The organism is Microbispora sp. ZYX-F-249 (genome assembly GCF_039649665.1).
GTDB lineage: Bacteria > Actinomycetota > Actinomycetes > Streptosporangiales > Streptosporangiaceae > Microbispora > Microbispora maris.
Genome location: NZ_JBDJAW010000024.1, coordinates 106,902 through 127,382, shown reverse-complemented (window position 1 = coordinate 127,382; position 20,481 = coordinate 106,902). Strand labels below are relative to the sequence as shown.

The 20,481-nt window shown below is 72.0% G+C and carries 15 protein-coding genes; 10 read left to right on the top strand and 5 right to left on the bottom strand.

Annotation, left to right across the window (positions count from 1 at the left end; genetic code table 11):
* Positions 1-161: 161 nt before the first annotated feature.
* The 3 genes from AAH991_RS26170 to AAH991_RS26160 all read left to right on the top strand — a co-directional run bounded on the left by AAH991_RS26170 (position 162) and on the right by AAH991_RS26160 (position 2,533).
* Complete coding sequence (locus AAH991_RS26170) at positions 162-518, top strand: arsenate reductase family protein (protein ID WP_346228554.1); 357 nt, start codon at positions 162-164, stop codon at positions 516-518.
* Between the two features lie 25 nt (positions 519-543).
* On the top strand, positions 544-1,041 hold the full coding sequence (gene ybaK, locus AAH991_RS26165; RefSeq protein WP_346228553.1) for a Cys-tRNA(Pro) deacylase: 498 nt from the start codon (positions 544-546) through the stop codon (positions 1,039-1,041).
* Positions 1,042-1,117: 76 nt separating this feature from the next.
* Positions 1,118-2,533, top strand: a complete 1,416-nt coding sequence (locus AAH991_RS26160) for an amidase (protein WP_346228552.1) — start codon at positions 1,118-1,120, stop codon at positions 2,531-2,533.
* A 10-nt stretch (positions 2,534-2,543) separates the two neighbouring features.
* On the opposite strand, the gene AAH991_RS26155 is transcribed toward AAH991_RS26160, so the two are convergent.
* Entirely contained in the window at positions 2,544-3,029 is a 486-nt protein-coding gene (locus AAH991_RS26155) for a hypothetical protein (RefSeq protein ID WP_346228551.1), read from the bottom strand.
* A 101-nt stretch (positions 3,030-3,130) separates the two neighbouring features.
* Between AAH991_RS26155 and murA the strand changes: the two genes are divergently transcribed.
* Both murA and AAH991_RS26145 read left to right on the top strand, forming a co-directional pair.
* Positions 3,131-4,435, top strand: a complete 1,305-nt coding sequence (gene murA, locus AAH991_RS26150; protein ID WP_346228550.1) for a UDP-N-acetylglucosamine 1-carboxyvinyltransferase — start codon at positions 3,131-3,133, stop codon at positions 4,433-4,435.
* Between the two features lie 52 nt (positions 4,436-4,487).
* Positions 4,488-6,716: a transglycosylase domain-containing protein gene (locus tag AAH991_RS26145; protein WP_346228549.1), complete on the top strand. Its 2,229-nt coding sequence runs from the start codon at positions 4,488-4,490 to the stop codon at positions 6,714-6,716.
* 48 nt (positions 6,717-6,764) lie between these two features.
* On the opposite strand, the gene dnaE is transcribed toward AAH991_RS26145, so the two are convergent.
* Entirely contained in the window at positions 6,765-10,286 is a 3,522-nt protein-coding gene (gene dnaE, locus AAH991_RS26140; RefSeq protein ID WP_346228548.1) for a DNA polymerase III subunit alpha, read from the bottom strand.
* Between the two features lie 79 nt (positions 10,287-10,365).
* Positions 10,366-11,304: a chorismate mutase gene (locus tag AAH991_RS26135; RefSeq protein ID WP_346228547.1), complete on the bottom strand. Its 939-nt coding sequence runs from the start codon at positions 11,302-11,304 to the stop codon at positions 10,366-10,368.
* Between the two features lie 291 nt (positions 11,305-11,595).
* On the opposite strand from AAH991_RS26135, the gene AAH991_RS26130 reads away from it, so the two are divergent.
* Positions 11,596-13,701 carry a serine/threonine-protein kinase gene (locus AAH991_RS26130; RefSeq protein WP_346228546.1) on the top strand — a complete coding sequence of 702 codons (2,106 nt, stop codon included), beginning with the start codon at positions 11,596-11,598 and terminating at the stop codon, positions 13,699-13,701.
* A 29-nt stretch (positions 13,702-13,730) separates the two neighbouring features.
* Here the strand turns inward: AAH991_RS26130 and AAH991_RS26125 are convergent, their stop codons facing one another.
* On the bottom strand, positions 13,731-14,504 hold the full coding sequence (locus AAH991_RS26125; protein WP_346228545.1) for a MerR family transcriptional regulator: 774 nt from the start codon (positions 14,502-14,504) through the stop codon (positions 13,731-13,733).
* Positions 14,505-14,750: 246 nt separating this feature from the next.
* On the opposite strand from AAH991_RS26125, the gene AAH991_RS26120 reads away from it, so the two are divergent.
* The 4 genes from AAH991_RS26120 (at position 14,751) to AAH991_RS26105 (ending at position 19,005) form a co-directional block, all read left to right on the top strand.
* Complete coding sequence (locus tag AAH991_RS26120; RefSeq protein ID WP_346228544.1) at positions 14,751-16,094, top strand: aminotransferase-like domain-containing protein; 1,344 nt, start codon at positions 14,751-14,753, stop codon at positions 16,092-16,094.
* Positions 16,095-16,315: 221 nt separating this feature from the next.
* Complete coding sequence (locus AAH991_RS26115; RefSeq protein ID WP_346228543.1) at positions 16,316-17,116, top strand: AfsR/SARP family transcriptional regulator; 801 nt, start codon at positions 16,316-16,318, stop codon at positions 17,114-17,116.
* 105 nt (positions 17,117-17,221) lie between these two features.
* Positions 17,222-18,373 carry a sensor histidine kinase gene (locus AAH991_RS26110; protein ID WP_346228542.1) on the top strand — a complete coding sequence of 384 codons (1,152 nt, stop codon included), beginning with the start codon at positions 17,222-17,224 and terminating at the stop codon, positions 18,371-18,373.
* Positions 18,370-19,005, top strand: a complete 636-nt coding sequence (locus tag AAH991_RS26105) for a response regulator (protein ID WP_346228541.1) — start codon at positions 18,370-18,372, stop codon at positions 19,003-19,005. The genes AAH991_RS26110 and AAH991_RS26105 overlap by 4 nt, the downstream gene beginning before the upstream one ends.
* A 37-nt stretch (positions 19,006-19,042) precedes the next feature.
* Here AAH991_RS26105 and AAH991_RS26100 read toward each other — a convergent pair whose 3' ends face one another.
* Entirely contained in the window at positions 19,043-20,473 is a 1,431-nt protein-coding gene (locus tag AAH991_RS26100) for a M1 family metallopeptidase (RefSeq protein WP_346228540.1), read from the bottom strand.
* Positions 20,474-20,481: the final 8 nt, after the last annotated feature.

Below are 20,481 nucleotides of genomic sequence, written 5' to 3'. Positions count from 1 at the left end.
GGCCTGCCAGTTCCACAACCGCGACCGCTACCACAACCCCGGCCGCTACACCCGCCGGAAGGTGGGCAAAGACCGCTGGGCCTTCACCTACCTCGGTCGGTTCGCGCCTTTTCGCCGGCGTTAGCGGGCCCGCTGGCACGGTCGCGCGGGACAATGACCCCATGGAGATCTGGATCAATCCGGCCTGCTCGAAGTGCCGGTCGGCCCTGTCGCTGCTGGACGCCGAGGGCGCCGGGTACACGATTCGGCACTACCTGGAGGACCCGCCGAGCGCGGAGGAGCTCGCCGAGATGCTGCGCCGTCTCGGGCTGGAACCCTGGGACGTCGCCCGCCTCGGTGAGCCCGTCGCCGCGGAGCTGGGCATTGAGGCGTGGCCGCGCGACGAGGCGGCCCGCGGGCGGTGGATCGAGGCCATGGCCGCTCACCCGATCCTGATCCAGCGGCCGATCATCACCGCCGACGACGGGACCGCCGTGGTGGCCCGCTCCCCCGAGGCCGTGCGCTCCGTCCTGCGCTGACGGCCCTCGCACTAGGCTTGCCGCCGTGAGCAAGACCAAGAGCAAGGGCGGCCAGGGCACTCCGGCGACCGTCGCCCTCACGCAGGCCAAGGCGGAGTTCACCCTTCACCCCTATGACCACGACCCGAACGCCCAGGCGTACGGCGAGGAGGCGGCCGACGCGCTCGGCCTGCCGTACGAGCGGATCTTCAAGACGCTGGTGGCGGAGACCGAGGCGGGCCTGGCGGTCGCGGTCGTGCCGGTGGCGGGCAAGCTCGACCTCAAGGCGTTCGCCGCGGCGCTGAAGGGCAAGCGGGCGGCGATGGCCGACGCGGCGAAGGTGGAGCGGGTCACCGGCTACGTGGTGGGCGGCATCAGTCCGCTCGGGCAGCGCAAGCGGCTGCCGACCGTGGTGGACGAGTCGGCTCTCGGCTTCGAGACGATCTACTTCTCCGCCGGGCGGCGCGGCCTGCAGATCGAGACTGCGCCGGGCAACCTCATCCGGCTCGCCCAGGCGGTCACCGCCCCCATCGCCAAGGCCTGAACCTGTCGAGTGTTGCCGTCGCCCGCCCGGCTCGCAGGCGTGAAACTGGCCGCAGACCGTAGGGAACGGGGGAACCATGGACGAACTGGTCGGCCTCACCGCGACCGAGATGGCCGCGCTACTCCGAACCCGCGAGGTGAGCGCGGTCGAACTGACCGAGGCGTGCCTGCGGCGCATCGAGGAGACGAACCCTCGGGTCAACGCCGTCGTGACGCTGACCGCCGAACGGGCGCTCGACCAGGCCGCGCGCGCCGACGAGGACCTGCGGCGCGGGCACGTGCGCGGCCCGCTGCACGGCATCCCGGTCGCGCACAAGGACCTCGCCGACACCGCGGGCGTGCGGACCACGTACGGCTCGCCGGCCTTCGCGAACCACGTGCCCGCCGAGGACGACCCGCTGGTGCGGCGCATCCGCGAGGCGGGCGGGATCGCGCTCGGCAAGACGAACACCCCGGAGTTCGGCACCGGCTCGCACACGGTCAACGAGGTGTTCGGGGCGACGCGCAACCCCTACGACCTGTCGAAGAGCGCGGGCGGCAGCAGCGGCGGCGCCGCGGCGGCGCTGGCGTGCCGGATGGTGCCGCTCGCCGACGGCTCCGACATGGGCGGGTCGCTGCGCAACCCCGCGTCGTTCTGCAACGTGGCGGGCCTGCGGCCCACCCCGGGGCGGGTGCCGGCGAAGTCGGCCACGGCGGCCTGGTTCACGCTGAGCGTGCCGGGCCCGATGGCCCGTACGGCCGCCGACCTGGCGCTGTTCATGTCGGCCGTCGCCGGGTTCGACCCGGTCTCGCCGTTCTCCATCCGCGAGGACGGCGCGGCGTTCGCGGCGCCGCTGGACCCGCACCTCGCCGACATGGACCTCGCCGGCGTCCGCGTCGCCTTCAGCCCCGACCTGGGCGGCCTCCCGGTCGACCCGCGGACGGCCGCGGCGACGGCGCGGGCGGCCGAGACGCTGGCCGGGCTGGGCGCCAAGGTCGAGCGGGTGGACCTGGACCTGTCCGACGCCGAGGAGGCGTTCCGCGTCTACCGGTCGTGGTACTACGCGCTCAGTTTCGGCGACCTCCCCGAGGTGGGCCCCAACGTGGCCTGGAACGTGGAGCAGGGGCGGAAGGTCACCGGGGCCGACCTCGCCCGGGCCGAGCGGCTGCGCACCGGGCTGTTCCATCGCATGCGGGAGTTCTTCGGCCGGTACGACTTCCTCGTGGCGCCCGTCAGCCAGGTGCCGCCGTTCCCGGTCGAGCAGCCGTACGTCACGGAGGTGGCGGGGGTGGAGATGCCCGACTACCTGGCGTGGATGCGCTCGTGCTACTGGGTCAGCGTGCTGCACGCGCCCGCGATGTCGGTGCCGTGCGGGTTCACGCCCGAGGGCCTTCCGGTCGGCCTGCAGATCGTGGGCAGGCCGTGGGCCGACATGGACGTCCTGCGTCTCGGGCACGCCTTCGAGCAGGCGACCGGCCTCTGGCGGACCGAGCCGGACCTCGGCAGGGCCTAAGCAGCCGGATTCAGCGGGCGCGCTGGTTGTACGTCACGGCGAACTCGATGACCCAGAAGACCGTGGTGGCGACGAGCGGCCAGGCGAACAGCACGCCGTACGCGGTCAGGTCCAGCGAGGTCGTGGTGGTGTAGCCGCCCGGTCCCGCCGCCTGGACCACGCCCTTGGCCGTGCCGCCGACCAGCATCGCGACGTACCCGGCGAGCAGCCCGCCGGCCGCGAGCCCCACGAGCACCTCGACCGGCCGGTGGCGCGACAGCACGTACCCCGCGACCGCGCAGACCAGGCCGAACCCGCCGGTGACGGCGGCGAACCAGCCGTCGGCCTCGATGAGGGACTGTGTCTCCGGGTCGGCCAGGTGCGGTGTCCCGTCGACGAGCACGTACCGCGTGGCGGGGGCGAGCGCCGACCACACGTATCCGGCGACCACGCCGAGGACGGCGAGCACGAGGACGGTCACGACGGTCGTAGCCAGATTGCCCCTCAGATGCCGCACCGTCCAGATAGTACCCACATGGTAAACGGGACCGATCCCGTTACTCTTGCTGAAGCCGGGTGCAGGGGACGCACGGCATCGGTGTGGGCCAAGGAGGCCGAGTGAGCGAAGAGGTATGGCAGATCGACCCGTCCGGCCCGTTGCGGGGGGACGTGGAGGTCCGGGGATCGAAGAACGCGGTCTCCAAGCACATGGTGGCGGCGATGCTCGGGACGGGTCCGAGCACGCTGCACAACGCCCCCGAGGTCGGCGAGGTGGGGCTGACCGCCGCCATGCTCGAAGCCCTCGGCATCCATGTGGAGATCACCCCGGGCGAGATCACCATCGAGCGGGGCAACGAGATCCGGCCGCGCGTGCCGGAGGAGTACACCGGGCTCAACCGCATCCCGATCCTGATGCTCGGCCCGCTGCTGCACCTGGCGGGCGAGGCGTTCGTCCCCCTCGTCGGCGGCGACCCCATCGGCAGGCGGCCGGTCAACTTCCACGTCGAGGCGCTGCGGTCGATGGGCGCGGAGATCGAGGTCGGCGACAACGGCATCACCGCCAAGGCGACGCGGCTGCGCGGCAACCGCATCACGCTCCCCTACCCCAGCGTGGGCGCCACCGAGACGATCCTCATGACGGCGGTGCTCGCGGAGGGCAAGACCGTCATCAAGGGCGCGGCGATGGAGCCCGAGGTGGTGGAGCTGGCGTTGTTCCTCCAGCGCATGGGCGCGATGATCGAGCTGAGCCCGGACCGGCGCATCGTCATCGAGGGCGTCGAGAAGCTGCACGGCGCCTCCACCTGGCTGGCCGGCGACCGCATCGAGGCGTTCTCGTACCTCGTGGCGGGCCTGGTGACGGGTGGCGAGGTGCGCGTGCACGGCTGCCACCAGGACCGGCTCGTCACCGCCATCACCACGCTGGCGAGGATGGGCGCGCGGTTCGAGATCACCGACGACTGGCTGTGCGCCTCGGCCCCGGACGGCCTGCGCGCGGCGGCGGTGCAGACCGACACCCACCCCGGTTTCATGACGGACTGGCAGACGCCGCTGATGGTGCTGTTCACCCGTGCCGAGGGCATGTCGGTGCTGCACGAGACGGTGTTCGAGAACCGGCTCGTGTACGTGCCCGCGCTGCAGAAGATGGGGTGCGAGATCGAGGTGTTCGCCCAGTGCCTGGGCGGCCCGGCGTGCCGTTATCACGACACCAACGCCAAGCACTCGGCGGTCGTACGCGGAGTCTCCAACCTGCGCGGGGCCGACGTCACGCTCCCCGACATCCGCGCCGGGTTCTCCGCGGTGCTGGCCGCCGCCGTCGCCGAGGGCACCTCGACCCTGCGGGGCGTCAACCACATCGAACGCGGCTACCACAGACCGTTCGAACAGTTCACCTCCCTCGGGTTGAAGATCAACAGGATCACGTAAAGCTTCAGGGCTCCCGGGTTTGGACAAACGCCAGAGGTCGCACTGATATCCCGTGACCTCTTGTTCTCTCGGCGTCACCGTCGGGCGCGCCGTCCTCGCGCTGGGCCTGTGCGGCACAGCCGGGGGCACCCTGGTCGCCGGGCTGGCGATGCCCTTCGTGGGCGGAGCCGGCCTGGCGGCCAGGGGCGCCGCGTCCACGCTCACGTACCTGCCCGCGCCGCTGCGCGAGGAGCCGCTGCCCGAGGTGACCCGGCTGCTCGACCGCAACGGGCGTCAGATCGCGCAGTTCTACTACCAGAACCGGCAGTCGGTGCCGCTGAGCGCGGTCGCCCCGGTGATGCGCCGGGCCATCGTGTCCATCGAGGACGCCCGGTTCTACGAGCACGGCGGCCTCGACCTCAAGGGCACGCTGCGCGCCTTCGTCACCAACACCCGGGCCGGCGGGATCCGGCAGGGCGGCTCGTCCATCAGCCAGCAGCTCGTCAAGAACATCATGCTGAACCAGGCCGAGTCGGAGGACGAGCGGGCGCAGGCCCTCGTGCGCTCGTTCCGCCGCAAACTCGACGAGCTGCGGTACGCGCTGGCGCTGGAGCGCAAGTACACCAAGGACCAGATCCTCGAGCGTTACCTCAACATCGCCTACTTCGGCGCGGGGGCGTTCGGCGTCCAGGCCGCGGCCAAGCGGTTCTTCGGCGTCGACGCCGCCGACCTGACGCTCACGCAGGCCGCGACGCTCGCCGGCGCCGTCCGCACGCCGTACGACACCGATCCCTCCCTCGGCGACGAGCACAGGGACCGGCTGCGGGACCGGCGCGACCTGGTCCTGGGCCGGATGGCCGAGCTCGGGGTGATCGACGGGAACACGGCGCGCGCCGCCGCGGCCGAGCCGCTGGGGCTGCGCCTGCGGCCCGAGCCCGGCGGCTGCGCCGGCAGCGCCCATCCCTTCTTCTGCGTGTACGTGGAACGCGAGGTGCTGAGCAACCCCGCGTTCGGGTACACCAGGGCCGACCGGGAACGGCGCCTGCAGCGGGGCGGGCTGACCATCTGGACGACCATCGACCCGGTCGCGCAGCGGGCCGCGGCGCGTGCCATCGCCGCGCGGGTCAGGCCGCGCGACAACCAGGTGGCGTCGGAGACCATGATCGAGCCGGGCACCGGGCACATCCGGGCGATGGCGGTGAGCAAGCGGTACGGGCGCAACCCGCACGACCGCGACCTCGGGCCCGCCACCACCTACAACCTGGCGGCCGACATCGCGCACGGCGGCGGGCTCGGCCTGCAGGCGGGCTCCACGTTCAAGGTGTTCACGCTGACCACCGCGCTCAAGCAGGGGATGCGGTTCGGGGACGGCTTCACGATCCCCGGTTCCTACGTCCCGTCGTACGGCTACCGCGACTGCTCGGGCAGGGCCGTCAACGACCCGAAGACGGTCATCCACAACGCGGGCGGCGAGGGCGGCGGGGGGCCGTACAGCCTGGAGATGGGCACCTGGCAGTCGGTGAACATCTTCTACATGCGGCTGGAGCGTGAGGTCGGCCTGTGCGACGTCGTGCAGACGGCCAGGTCACTGGGCATCAGGCGGGCGGACGGCACGCCGCTGCACGAGGTGCCGACGTTCACGCTGGGGGCCAACGAGATGGACCCCACCACCGTGGCGGCGGCGTACGCCGCGCTGGCCGCCCGCGGCCGCTACTGCCGTCCGCTGGCCATCACCGCCGTGGTGGAGCGCGACGGCACCCGCACCGACATCCCGCCGGCGTGCGTGAGCGCGATCGAGCCCGCGGTCGCCGACGCGGTGAGCCACGTGCTCACGGGGGTCTTCACCCAGGGCACGATGCGCGGCCAGTCCATCGGGCGGCCCGCCGCGGGCAAGACGGGCACCAACAACGGCTACACCTCGGCCTGGTTCGCCGGGTACACGCCGGGCCTCGCGGCCGCCGTGAGCGTGGGCGACATCCGCGGTTCCTACCGCTATCCGCTCACCGGCGTCACCATCGGCGGCCGCTACTACGGCGCGGTGCAGGGCGCCTCGCTGCCCGGCCCGATCTGGGTGGACTCGATGCGGGCCGCGCTGCGGGGCACCCCCGTGTACGGCTTCGTCCCGCCCGACATGGCCCGGTTCGGCGGCGGGTTCACGCCGGGGCTGAAGGAGGCGCTGGAGAAGCAGCGCAAGAAGGAAAGGGAGAAGGAGAAGAAGGAGAAGGAGGAGAAGAAGCGAGAGCGGGAGGCCGAGCGCCCCGCGGCGGGGACCGGAACACACACCGCGGCCTCCGGCCGCTGAACGCGGGCCGCCGTGCGGCCCGCGTCGTCACGTCGTCCGGGCGGCCGGTCAACCGGCCAGGCAGGCCGGCCCGAGCAGCTGCTTGAGGTCGCCCATCAGGGCCGGCGAGGGGGTCACGCGGAGCCGGTCGTCCAGCCGCATGACCGTCGTGCGCGGCCCGTTGTGCACCTGGAGGTGGACCTCCGTGGTCCCCGGATGGGTGGTGAGCACCTCCTTGAGCCGGCCGACGACGGGCGGCGTGCAACGGTTGATCGGCATGCTCACCACCAGCGGCCCGCCCGACTCGGCCGTGAGGTCCGGCGCGGTCACCTCCATCGCGATGATCTTCGCGACGTCCTCCCGCTTGTCGATCCTGCCCTTGACGAAGACGATCGCGTCCTCGGCGAGCACGGTCGCGCAGAGCTGGTAGGCCGACGGGAAGATCATGACCTCGATCGAGCCCTCCAGGTCCTCCAGCATCGTGAGGACCCAGGTGTCGCCCTTCTTGGTCACCTTGCGCTGCAGGCCCGACAGGATGCCGCCCACCGTGACGACCTGCCCGTCGGGGCGGCTGTCGTCCTGCAGCGCGGCGATCGAGCAGTCGGCGCCCGCCGACAGGATGTGCTCGACGCCGAACAACGGGTGGTCGGAGACGTACAGGCCGAGCATCTCCCGCTCGAACTGCAGCAGCGTCGTCTTGTCCCACTCCCCCGGCGGGATCTGCACGTCGAAGGTCTGGTCCTCCGCGCCGTCGATGGCGCCGAACAGCGAGTCCTGGCCGATGGCCTCGTTCTTCTTGATGTCGATGATCGCGTCCACCGCCTGCTCGTGCACCATGAGCAGGCCCTTGCGCACGTGCCCGAACGAGTCGTACGCGCCCGACTTGATCAGCGACTCGATGACCCGCTTGTTGCAGACGATCGCGGGGACCTTGCGCAGGAAGTCCTTGAAATCGGTGAACCTGCCCTTCTCCTTGCGCGCCGCGATGATCCCGTCCACGACGTTCGCGCCGACGTTGCGGATGGCCGACAGGCCGAACCGGATGTCGGTGCCGCGCGGGGTGAAGTCGAAGTCGGAGTCGTTGACGTCCGGCGGGAGCACCTTGATGCCCATGCGGCGGCACTCGTTGAGGTAGAGGGCCGACTTGTCCTTGTCGTCCTTGACGCTGGTCAGCAGGGCCGCCATGTACTCGGCCGGGTAGTTGGCCTTGAGGTAGGCGGTCCAGTACGACACCAGGCCGTATCCGGCGGTGTGGGCCTTGTTGAACGCGTAGTCGGAGAACGGGAGAAGGATGTCCCACAGGGCCTTGATGGCCGCGGCGGAGAAGCCGTTCTCCTTCATGCCCTTCTCGAAGAACTCGAACTGCTTGTCCAGTTCGGACTTCTTCTTCTTGCCCATCGCGCGGCGGAGCAGGTCGGCGCCGCCGAGCGTGTAGTTGGCCACCTTCTGCGCGATGGCCATGACCTGCTCCTGATAGACGATCAGGCCGTAGGTCGTGCTGAGGATGTCCTTGAGCGGCTCCTCCAGCTCGGGGTGGATCGGGGTGATCTCCTGCTGGCCGTTCTTTCGCAGCGCGTAGTTCGTGTGCGAGTTGGCGCCCATCGGGCCGGGCCGGTAGAGCGCGAGGGCCGCGGAGATGTCCTCGAAGTTGTCGGGCTTCATCAGCCGCAGCAGCGTGCGCATGCCGCCGCCGTCCAGCTGGAAGATGCCGAGCGTGTCGCCCTTGGCCAGCAGCTCGTACGTCCTGGTGTCGTCGAGCGGGAGGTCGAGCAGCTCGATCTTGTTTCCGGTGTTGGCCTCGATCATCTTCAGGCAGTCGTCGATGATCGTGAGGTTGCGCAGGCCCAGGAAGTCCATCTTCAGCAGGCCGAGCGTTTCGCAGGTCGGGTAGTCGAACTGCGTGATGATCGCGCCGTCGGAGTCGCGGCGCATGATCGGGATGTGGTCGGTCAGCGGCTCGGCGGACATGATGACGCCCGCGGCGTGCACGCCGGTCTGCCGGATCAGGCCCTCCAGGCCGCGCCCGAGGTCGATCGTCGCCTTGACGTCGACGTCCTCGTCGTACAGCTTGCGCAGCTCGCCCGCCTCGTTGTAGCGCGGGTGGTCGGCGTCGAAGATGCCCGACAGCGGGATGTCCTTGCCCATCACGGCCGGGGGGAACGCCTTGGAGATGCGGTCGCCCAGCGCGTACGGGTAGCCGAGGACGCGGCCGGCGTCCTTCACGGCCGCCTTCGCCTTGATGGTGCCGAACGTGGCGATCATGGCGACCTTGTCGGCGCCCCACTTCTCGGTCACGTAGCGGATCACATCGGCGCGCCGGCGCTCGTCGAAGTCGATGTCGATGTCGGGCATCGAGACGCGCTCGGGGTTGAGGAACCGCTCGAAGATCAGGCCGTGCGGGATCGGGTCGAGGTCGGTGATGCCCAGCGCGTACGCGACCAGCGAGCCGGCGGCGGAACCACGGCCGGGGCCGACCCGGATGCCGTTGTTCTTCGCCCACATGATGAAGTCGGCGACCACGAGGAAGTAGCTCGGGAAGCCCATCTGGAGGATGACGCCGATCTCGTTCTCGACCCAGGCGCGGTGCTCCTCGTCCACGCCGCCCGGGAAGCGCCGCTTCATGCCCTCCCAGACCTGCTGCCGGAAGTACTCCTCCTCCGTCATCCCCTCGGGGATCGGGTAGGTCGGCATCAGGTTGTGGTACGGGAAGAAGCCCTCGGGGTCGACCTTCTCGGCCACCAGCAGCGTGTTGCGGCAGCCCTCCTGCCAGATGTCGGAGGAATCGACCGCCCGCATCTCGTCGGCGGACTTGACGTAGTAGCCGCTGCCGTCGAACCGGAACCGGTCGGGGTCGCTGAGCTGCTTGCCCGTCTGGATGCACAGGAGGGCGTCGTGGCCGGCGGCGTCGGACTCGTACGTGTAGTGGGAGTCGTTGGTGACGACCGGGGGGATGTCCAGCTCCCGGCTGATCCGGATGAGGCCGTCGCGGACCCGCCGCTCGATGTCGAGACCGTGGTCCATGATCTCCAGGAAGTAGTTGTCCTTCCCGAAGATCTCCTGGTACTTCGCCGCGGCCTTGAGCGCCTGGTCGTACTGGCCGAGCCGCAGGCGGGTCTGCACCTCGCCGGAGGGGCAGCCGGTGGTGGCCATCAGGCCCTCGGCGTGCTCGGCGAGGATGTCGGCGTCCATCCGGGCCCACTTGCGGACGAAGCCCTCGGTGTAGGCACGCGAGCTGAGCTTCATCAGGTTCTGCAGCCCAGCCTTGTTCCGCGCCCAGATCGTCATGTGGGTGTAGTAGCCACCCGCCGAGACGTCGTCGCTCTTCTGGTGCGGCTCGCCCCACAGCACCGGCTTCTTGTGCATGCGCGACTCGGGCGCGACGTACGCCTCGATGCCGAGGATGGGCTTCACCCCGGCGGCGGTCGCCTGCTTGTAGAAGTCGTAGGCGCCGTGCATGTTGCCGTGGTCGGTGATCGCGATCGCGGGCATCTCCAGCTCGCCCACGAGTTTGAACATCTGCTTCAGCCGCGCCGCTCCGTCGAGCATCGAGTACTCGGTGTGGACGTGCAGATGCACAAACGAATCACCCATGAGACCCCCATCGTCACCGGACCGCGGACCAGAGCCTACGCCGTGATCGCGAACCAGTGGGACTCAGGTGAAGCAGAGTTTATCTCCGTTCCTCGCCGTTCCGCGTCTCCTCCGACAGGCGCAGTCCGGCCTCGATCACGGCGTTCATGATCGGGGCGAGCAGCCCGGCGCCGAGGCTGGGGGCGCGGCGGGCCATGGCCTCGACGAGGCGGCGCTCGCGCTCCATGTCCCGGCCCCGGAAACCGCCGACGGGCTTGAGTCGCTGGATCCGCCCGGCCAGTCCGGCGCGGCGTTCGAGGAGCGTGGCGAGGGCCGCGTCCACGCGGTCGATCGCGCCCCGGGCCGCGTCGAGGGTCTCGGGCGCCTCCGGCCGCACGACCGCCGCCACGACGGTCGCCGCCTCGCGGGCCGTCGCGAGAACCCGCGCGGACGCGCCCGGGCCGACCAGCAGGCCGTCCGCCCCCGCCGCCACCGCCGCGCCCGCCAGCGCGCCGTCCCCGCCCAGCCCGGCGAGCACGGGGCGGCCGGTCCGCTCCCGCGCCGCACGCATGAGCCCCAGGTCGGGCGCGGCGTCCTCCGGCTCCGCGCGCCCGCCGCTCTCGCAGAGCACGATCGCCTCGTTGCCCTCGGCGGCGCAGTCGTCCACCGCGGTCAGCCACTCCTCCAGTGTCGCCGTCCGCCCGCCCACGACGCCCCGCTGCAGGACGACGGGCAGCCCGAGCCGGGCCGCGGCGCGGACGAGGACGGGATCGCACGCCGAGGCGGCGCCGATCACCACTCCGTCGGCGTGCCGGGCCACGGCGGGCAGGTCGGCGGCCGAGGCGGGCTCCACCAGCAGCGGGCCCGCCCAACTCGCCCTGGCCTCGGCGACCACCCCGTCGGCGGGCGGGCCGCCGTCGCCGCGCAGGCGCAGCCAGCGGGCGTCCTGACCGCCGACGACCACCACGGGTAGCCCGTCGCCGATCACGAGATCGCCGATCCGTACGGCGTCGCGGTCGAGTTGGGCTGCCTTCGACATGTGGGGCTCCTCCGTGGCCGCTGCGAGAACCGGACGTGCGAAACGAAAAAGGCAGAGACGCTGGCGTCCCTGCCTCAAGCCGGCTCCGGATGGTCGCTAGCTCACCGTCACGCGACCGGCCTTGCCGAAGCCGGCCTCGTAAACGAGCTGTACGTACCCATAACTAGGACCTTAGCAGCGACGGGCCACGACTCGAACCGATCTGTCTCGGATTTCGGGATCGTCGGCGATAGACGCGGTTGATCCCTTTGCCATCCGTGGGACGATTCATGGGTCCAGGAAGGGGTTCGAGTGTCGCGTGCGGAAGGCCGGCTCGTCGGAGGCCGGTACCAGTTGGTGGAGCCGATCGGCCGGGGTGGCATGGGCGTCGTCTGGCGCGCCCACGACGAGTTGCTGGACCGCGCGGTCGCGGTGAAGGAGGTCCGCTACGACAGCGCCATGGGCGACGAGCTCAGCGACCTCAACCGCCGGACCATGCGCGAGGCCCGGGCCGCCGGGCGCCTCACCCACCCGAACGTGGTGGTCGTCCACGACGTGATCGAGGAGGACGACCGGCCCTGGATCATCATGCAGCTGGTGCCGTCCCGCTCGCTCGGGCAGGTGATCAGGGAGGACGGCCCGCTGTCCCCCGAGCGGACCGTCGAGATCGGGCTGCAGATCCTGGACGCGCTGCGCGCCGCGCACCGGCAGGGCGTGCTGCACCGCGACGTCAAGCCCGAGAACGTGCTGCTCACCGACGACGGCCGGGTGGTCCTGACCGACTTCGGCATCGCCCGGCTCGAAGCCGACTCCACCATGACCCGCACCGGCCTCGTCGGCACCCCCGCCTTCATCGCCCCGGAACGGCTCCGCGGGGAGGCCGCGCAGCGCGAGTCGGACCTGTGGTCGCTGGGCGCCACGCTCTACACCGCGGTCGAGGGCAAGCCGCCGCACGACCGCGGTATGGCGATGGCCACCATGCACGCCGTGCTGAACGAGGACCCGGCCCCGCCGCGGCGCGCGGGCGCGCTCGGTCCCGTGCTGCTGCGGATGCTCGCCAAGGAGCCCGCCGACCGGCCCGGTTACGAGGAGCTGACCCGCCTGCTCAAGCGGGCGTCGAGGGACCTGGCCCCGCCGCCGTCCCGGCCCGCCGGCCCGGCCGCGGGCAAGGCGCCCCGGGGCGCGGCGCCGTACCCGCCCGTGTCCTCCTCCCCGCCGCCGGAGCCCGCGGAGCCCCGCGACGCGGCGGCGGGTCCCGGCGAGATCACCTCACCCATCCCCGTCGTCCAGGACGTTCCCGGCACCCCCAAGAAGGAGGACGTCCCGGCGCCCATGCCGGAGACCGGCGCGCAGGCCGCCCCGCCCGGCCGTACGACGCCCTCGGACGAAGGCGACCCGGCGGCGGGCGAAAAGGACGTCAGAGACAGCAAGGACGCCAAGGCCGGCGGGGACGCCAAGGCCGGCGGGGACGGCGAGGCCGGCACCACCAAGGTCGCCCCCGCCGTCACCTCCGGCACGGTCGGCGGTGCGGTCGGCGGTGCGGCCGCGAAGAAGGACCGTGAGACGCCGGAGGGCTCGGCCGAGGCGGCCGGGATCGCCGACGCCGGCGGCCCGCTCGCCGGGCTGCGGCAGGAGCCGCCCGCGACGCCGACCCAGGGCGGGGCGGTGTGGCACGCCGCGTCCACCTCCCCGGTCGAGCCCGGATCGCGGGGCGGCATGCTCAAGGTCGCGCTCGTCCTCATCCCCGCACTGCTGCTCATCGCGGGCGTCGCGGGCTATTTCGGGCTACAAGCAGCCGGGGACGACCCGGAGAGAAAGCCCGCAGCGGGGTCGGACCCGTCGACCGGGACAACCACCGGCAAGCCCTCCGCGACGGCGCCCTCGGCCGAGCCGTCGGCGTCCTCCTCGGACGATCCGTCGGAGTCGGCCTCTCCCGAGCCTTCCCCGAGCGACGACGACGGCCCCGGCCCCGGGGACGTCCCCGACGGCTGGCACAAGTACAAGCACTCGAGCGGGTTCTCCATCGCGCTGCCGAAGGGATGGCGCGTCGACGGCAGGGGCAACGGCGAGGTGCGCTTCCGCGGGGACTCGCACACCTACCTGGAGGTGCACCACACCTCCAGCCCCGAGTCGGACGCGCTGAAGGTCTGGCAGCGCGACGTGCCGGGCATGAGCCGGAACTTCCCCGGCTACAAACTCATCGCCATCAGAGAGGTCAAGGACTACTGGAAGACCGCGGCCGACTGGGAGTTCACCTTCGGCGACAGCCGCTACCGGTCCCGGGTGATCGACCGCGGCTTCGTCACCGACAAGAACAACGGCTACGCGCTGCTCTACAAGACCCAGGACAAGGACTGGAAAAAGAAGAAGAAGCTCTTCGAGACCATGGCCGCGACCTTCAAGCCGGCCAAGAAGTAGCGGGGACCGGGCGCCTCGGTCCCCGGACCTCAGCCGGCCTGGCGGGCCTGCTCCAGGTAGGAGACCAGCCCGGTCATCCGCTCCGCCGGCCAGGGCAGGCTCCGGCCGATCTCCGCGCCGTTGTCCTGCCAGAGCCTCCGGGCGGCCGCCTTGGTCTCCGCGCCGGCCGGTCCTGCGGGGTGCAACCCGCCCGCCAGCGCGTCCCAGCGGCGTACGAGGTCCCCGGCGCGCGGGTCGTCCGCGGGAACGCCGCTCTCGATGAGCCGCAGCCCCTCCTCGACGAGCCCCGTCCACTCGCGCTTGGCCGCCTCCACCGCCTCGGCGCCCAGCGCGTCCCTGCGCTCGGCCAGTTGCTCCCGCTGCTGCCGCGTGAAGTAGCTCTCGTACACCGACATCATCTCCAAGGTCGTCATGAACCAGCCGGGATCGGGGGCGGACGAGCCGTCCAGCCGGCCGAGCATCTCGCCGACCCGGCCCCGGAGCGCCTCGATCCGCTCCGCGTCCTCGTTCAGCCGGCGCAGCTGCGCCGCCAGCAGGTGGCGCAGCGACTCCGGGTCGTCCGCGGCGCCCGCCAGGACGGCCGCGACCTCCTCCAGAGACAGGCCGAGCGCGCGCAGCGCCCGCACCCGGTACAGCCGGCGCAGGTCGCACTCGGTGTACCGGCGATGTCCCGAGGGCGTGCGTTCGCTCGCGGTCAGCAGCCCGATCTCGTCGTAGTGGTACAGCGCGCGCACCGTCGTCCCGGTCGCGCGCGCCAGTTCGCCGATGGACCACCGCCGTCCGGCGTCGTTCGCCCCGATCACGCCCGCAACGCTACGACCTCCCGTCGCGGCAGGTTCAAGCCCGGTGCGGGGGCCGCTCCCGAGCGTCCGCGCGTTCAAGGCCCGCCGCGTTTTGCAACGCTTCTGTAAGCCAACTGAAAGTCGTCTGAGATTGCCTTCCCCTGGTACACGATGCAGGACGGGCGAAGGGGCATGATGCGGACGTCGACGACTCTGTCGATCTATGTCGAGCTGGCACGCGGTTCTGCCGAGTCGATGGCGGCCCAATTGGCCAGGCAGCTGAGGCAGGCCGTCCAGGACGGCCGCCTGCCGCCGGACACGCGCCTGCCGTCCAGCCGGACCCTCGCCGAGCTGCTGCGGGTGTCCCGGCCGGTGGTGCAGGAGGCCTACCGCACTCTCGAAGCCGAGGACCTGATCGAGAGCAGGCGTAGGTCGGGGACCTACGTCAGGCGGGCCCGGCCGGAGAAGGCCACCGGGGAGCCGCATCGGGGGAAGCCGCCCGCGGACCGGGCCCACGGGACGCTCGTCGACCTGTCCCCCGACCAGCCGTCCGGGGAGGACTTCCCGGTGCCGGTGTGGCGGGCCGCGTGGCGCCGGGCGGCGCACCGGATCCCCGACATGGTGGAGGGGCCCGGCGAGGAGGTGCTGCGCCGCGCGGTGGCCGCGCACCTGCGGGCGGTACGCGGCCTGGACGCCGATCCGGGGAACGTGCTGATCACCACCGGGGCCCGCCAGTCGCTGGACCTGGTGGCGGCGGTCGCGATGCAGCCGGGCACCGTCGCGGCGGTCGAGGACCCCTGCCTGCCCACGGTGATCCGGCTGCTGCGCCAGCACGACGTCGTCACCGTGCCCGTGCCGGTGGACGCCGAGGGAGCGCTGGTGGACGCCGTCCCCCGCGGCGTGGGGGCGGTCGTGGTGCGCCCCTCCCATCAGATGCCGCTGGGGGTGGAGCTGTCCCTGTCACGGCGGCGCGCACTGGTCGAGCTGGCCGTCACCCGTGGCGCGCTGATCGTGGAGGACGACCGGGACCACGACTTCACCGAGGCGATCCGGCCGCAGTCGCTGTGGGACCTGAGCCGGGACCGCACCGACGACGTCGTCTACGTGGGCTGCCTGTGCCGGCTGCTCCCGGACGTGGTGTGCACCGGCTACATCCTCGCCCGCGGGCGCCGGCTGCGGCAGCTGGCCGAGCACCTGTCGCTGCGTCAGTCGGGCACGGTCGCGGTGGCGCAGCGCGCCGTGGCCGAGATGCTCGGTTCGGCCGAGACCCGGGCCCGCGTCGACCGGCTGCGTCACGCGTACCAGGCCAAGCGGCAGCTCGTGGTGGAGGCCCTGGCGGACCACCCGGCCGTGGAGCGGCTGAACGGCACCCGCTCGGGGTCGCACGTGCACGTCGAGCTGCGTCCCGGCCTGCCCGCCGGCCGGATCGCCCTGACGCTCGAACGGCGGGGGATCGTGACGCCGACCACCGCGCGGTACGAGTGGAGCGGCCTGGTACGGCCCCGGAACGGTTTTCTGGTCAGCCACAACCACCTGTCCGAGGCGGTGCTGTCCCGCACACTCGCGAGGATCACCCGCTGCCTGGACCACACGGTGCCCTGCCCCTGCTGACGCGGCGCGCGCACCTGTCCACTAAAGACTGTTAATGCCGGACAACTGGCTATCCTCGCCCGTCTCGTACATCGGGCAGGATGAGAACAACGGCCAGGCCCGTCAACGTGGACGCGCTGGGAGCGACGCGCGCCGGCCGTCCCGGCCCTTCCACTTCGCCGCGCGATGTTCCGGCCCCCTTCCTGAGGCCGCAGAATCGAGTGCCCGAGAAAGGCCACGACATGCTTTTCCGCCTGCTGGGACGTGTTCAGGTCGGCGACGACGACGCGTCCCTGGCCATCGGATCGGCCCCGGTGAGGGGGCTGCTCGCCGCGCTGCTGCTCGAAGAGGGACGCTCGGTCCCTGTGGAGCAACTGATGAGATGCCTGTGGGAGGACCCGCCCGGCTCGGCCCGCAAGAACCTGAGACTGCACGTCGCCCGGCTGCGTACCCGGCTGGCGGTCCTCGGGCTGCGCGACCGCCTGGTCACTCTCCGGGGAGGCGGCGGCGAGGGCGGCTACCGGCTGCTCGCCGTGCCCGAGGAGGTGGACGCGGTCATGTTCAGGCGGCTCGCCATGGAGGGCTTCGCCCGGCTGCGCGCCCGGCGACCCGGCGCGGCCGAGGAGGCGCTCGGCGCGGCCCTCGATCTGTGGCAGGGGCCGATCGGGCAGGACTGCACCGCCTCGGAACTGCTGCGGTCGCGGTTCACCGCCTTCGCCGAGCTGCACCTGACGGTGCGCGAGCGCCTGGTGGAGGCCCGCCTGGGCCTGGGCCACACGACCGATCTCATCCCCGAGATCCTGGAGGTGCTGGGCGACGCCCCCTTCCGGGAGACCAGCTGGGCGCACCTCATGCGCGCCTACTACCTGGGCGGGGATGTGGCCGGGGCGATCTCCGCCTGGGGACGCGCCACGGCCGTGCTCGGCGACCGGCTCGGCCTCGACCCATCGGCCGAGCTGCGCGAACTCCACGTCGCCGTGCTCCGCCGGGACTGCGACGCCGTCCGGGGCGCCGTCGTCCCCCAGCCGGAGCCCATCTTCTAGGAACCGCCCCGCGCGTCCGGCGGCGCCTGGGACGCGGCCATGACCACGGTCATGGATTTCCCGGCGGCCGGTCACATCCGCGTCGCGGAGATCTAGGGTCGGGTCATGGCGCGTTTCGACTGGTTGCGGGACGCCGACCGGCCGTCCCTGTTGAACGTCGCGTTCTGGGCGATGACGGCCCTGCTGACCATCGGCCTCGCGGAGGCGGTCGCGACCGGCCGGGGCAGCGGCATGCCGGAGTACGTGCTGTTCGCCGCCAACGTCGTGCTGGTCGCGGCGCTCTGGCCGGCGCTGCCGTGGCAGCGGGCGGCGCGCCGCCGCTGGGTGGCGCCGCTGTTCCTGGCGGCGACGCTCGCGCTGGGGGTCACGGGGTCCGTGGAGACGCACATGCCCCTGGTCCTCATCGCGATGGCCAACCTCGCCTTCGTGTACGGCATGCGCGTCGCGACCGCTCTCCTGTCCTGCGTCACGGCCCTGTGCGCGGTCGTGCCCCTGCTCGAGGGCAGAACGGTCACCGAAGGTTTCGCCCAGGCCGCCACGATGGCGGTGTTCGCGGCGGTCGGCCTCGGCATGGCGGCGTCCACGCTGGAGGCGCGGCGCAGGCGCGAGGAGGCCCAGGGGTTGCTGGAACGCATCAGGGAGCTGGCCGTCGCCGAGGAACGGGCGCGGATGGCGGCGGAGATGCACGACTCGGTCGGCCACCACCTCACGGTCATCAAGATGGGCCTGGAGAACGCCGAGCGATTCCGCGAGCGACGCCCCGAGGCCGCCTGGGGGGAGGTCCGCCAGGCCAAGGAGCTCACCGTGGAGGCGCTGACCGACGCGCGGCGCTGGGTGCGCGCGCTGCGGCCGCTCGCGCTGGACGGCCGCGTCGGCAGCGCCGCGCTCGAACGGCTCGCGGCGTCGTTCGACGGCACCGGGATCAGCGTGAGCTTCGAGGTGCGGGGCGAGGAGCGGCGGCTGGAGCCCGACACCGAGCTCGTCCTCTACCGGGTGCTGCAGGAGGGGCTCACCAACGCGCTGCGGCACGCGAAGGCGGAGCACGTGCGCGGCACGCTCGCCTTCGGCGACGACCGCGTCGTGCTCATGGTCAGCGACGACGGGAAGGGCAGGGACGACCGGCCCGCCGGCGGTTTCGGGCTGACGTCGCTGGCGGAGCGGGCCAGGGCCCTGGGCGGCACGCTGGCCGGCGCCAACCGGCCGGGCGGCGGGTTCGAGTTGCGCGCGGAGCTGCCGTTGTCGGAGGTGCGGGCATGACGCCGGTCAGGGTCGTGCTGGTGGACGACCAGGCGCTGCTGCGCGAGGGGCTGCGCAAGCTGCTCGAGGTCGAGGACGGCATCGAGGTCGTGGGCGAGGCGGCCGACGGGCACGAGGCGCTGCGGGTGGTCGCCGAACGCCGCCCGCACGTCGCGCTGGTGGACATGCGCATGCCGGGCATGAACGGCGTGGAGCTGATCGGCCGCCTGGCCGCCGAGCACCCGGAGGTGGCGGTCGTCGTGCTCAGCACGTTCGACGAGGACGAGTACATCTTCGGCGCACTGCGCGGCGGCGCGACCGGCTACCTGCTGAAGGACTGCTCGCCGGAGGAGCTGGTCGCGGCCGTGCACCGGGTGAGCCGCGGGGAGACCGTGCTGGGCAGCCCGGTGGCGGCCCGCCTGGTCGCCGAGCTGCGGCACCTGCCGGTGAGCCCGGTCGCCTTCCGCGGGCAGGAGCTGCTGTCCGCCCGCGAGGTGGAGGTGGCGCGGATGGTCGCCGCCGGGGCCGCCAACAGGGAGATCGCGGCGCGGCTGTTCATCACCGAGGGGACCGTCAAGAACCACGTGTCCAGCGTGCTGCGCAAGCTGGGCCTGCGCGACCGCATTCAGCTCGCCCTGCACCTGCGCGCGTGACCGGCGGCTCCCGCGGACGGGAGCCGCCGGTGAGGGGTCACCAGGAGGCGGGCTTGCCCTTCTGGAACAGCCACACGTCGAAGAACGCCTTCAGGTCCATGCCCGAGACCTTCTCCGCCGCCGCGACGAAGTCGGCGGTGCTCGTGTTGCCGTACCGGTGCTCGGCGGCCCAGTCCTTGATCAGCGTGAAGAACGCGGCGTCGCCGATCTTGCCGCGCAGCGCGTGCAGCGTCATCGCGCCCCGGTTGTACGGCACGTTGCCGAACATGTCCTCGGGGCCGGGGTCGGCCGTGACGACCTGCCAGAACGACGAGGTCGCCGCCCGGCCGTAGTTGCTCGCGCTGTTGAACGTCTGCTGGGCGGTGGCGCCCCCGCTGTGCTCGGTCCACAGCCAGGTCGCGTACGTCGCGAAGCCCTCGTTCAGCCAGATGTCGGACCACTTGCCGACGCTCACGCTGTCGCCGTACCACTGGTGCGCGAGCTCGTGCGCCATCGTGCCGACGCCGGGCGCGCTGGAGAAGATCGGCTTGGTCTGGCTCTCCAGGGCGTAGCCGACGTCCGGCGCGCGGTCGATGATGGCGCCCGCCTGGTTGAAGGGGTACGGCCCGAAGATCGAGGAGAAGTACTCAAGGATGTCGGGAATCCGGGCGACGGCCGCGGCCGACTGGGTCACCAGGCGCGGGTCCACGGCCGTGTAGACCGGGATGCCGCTCGGCGTGGTCGTCTCGGTCACGACGAAGTTCCCCAGGGTCACCGTGGCGAGATAGGTCGCCATCGGCTCGGCCGAGTCCCACACGAACGTCGTCCTGCCGTTCGCGGTCGTCCTGGACACCAGGCGGCCGTTGCCGACCACCGTGACGCCCTCGGGGACCGTCGCCCGGAAGGTGAACGTCGCCTTGTCGGCGGGACTGTCGTTGGAGGGCAGCCACGCCGGCGCGCCCTGCGGCTCGCCCGGCACGAAGACGCCGTCGTCGGTCGGCACCCAGCCCTCGATCGAGCCGTCCGGATCGGTGACGACCGGCGGCGTCCCGGCGTACGTCACCGTGACCGTGAAGGTCTCCCCGGTCTTGAGCTTCGGCCGCGGGGTGACGACGAGCTCCTGCCCGTCCCGCCGGTAGCCGGCCGGGTGCTTGCCGACCTTCAGCGACGTGATCTCCGGGCCGCGGAAGTCCAGGTCGAACTGGTCGAGGTCCTGGGTGGCGACCGCGGTGATCACCGTCGTGGCGTCCATGACCTTGGTGGCGGGGTCGTAGGAGAACGTGACGTCGTAGTGCCGCACGTCGTAGCCGCCGTTGCCCTGGTCCGGGAAGTACGGGTCGCCGAGCGAGGGGGCGCCCGCGGAGTAGCGCGGCTCCCCGGGGTTCCCGGGCGCCGCGAGCGCCGTGGTCGCCTGGGTCGCGGTGAGCAGCGCGGCCGCGAGCGCGGCGCCGCCGATCCGCGCCGCCCGGCGCGAACGGGACGATGGCATGTGAGTTC

Coding starts and splice junctions, on each gene's coding strand:
- AAH991_RS26170 (WP_346228554.1), top strand. CDS start 162: ATGGAGATCTGGATCAATCCGGCCTGCTCGAAGTGCCGGTCGGCCCTG.
- AAH991_RS26160 (WP_346228552.1), top strand. CDS start 1,118: ATGGACGAACTGGTCGGCCTCACCGCGACCGAGATGGCCGCGCTACTC.
- dnaE (WP_346228548.1), bottom strand. CDS start 10,286: ATGGGTGATTCGTTTGTGCATCTGCACGTCCACACCGAGTACTCGATG.
- AAH991_RS26135 (WP_346228547.1), bottom strand. CDS start 11,304: ATGTCGAAGGCAGCCCAACTCGACCGCGACGCCGTACGGATCGGCGAT.
- AAH991_RS26115 (WP_346228543.1), top strand. CDS start 16,316: ATGCTTTTCCGCCTGCTGGGACGTGTTCAGGTCGGCGACGACGACGCG.
- AAH991_RS26110 (WP_346228542.1), top strand. CDS start 17,222: ATGGCGCGTTTCGACTGGTTGCGGGACGCCGACCGGCCGTCCCTGTTG.
- AAH991_RS26105 (WP_346228541.1), top strand. CDS start 18,370: ATGACGCCGGTCAGGGTCGTGCTGGTGGACGACCAGGCGCTGCTGCGC.
- AAH991_RS26100 (WP_346228540.1), bottom strand. CDS start 20,473: ATGCCATCGTCCCGTTCGCGCCGGGCGGCGCGGATCGGCGGCGCCGCG.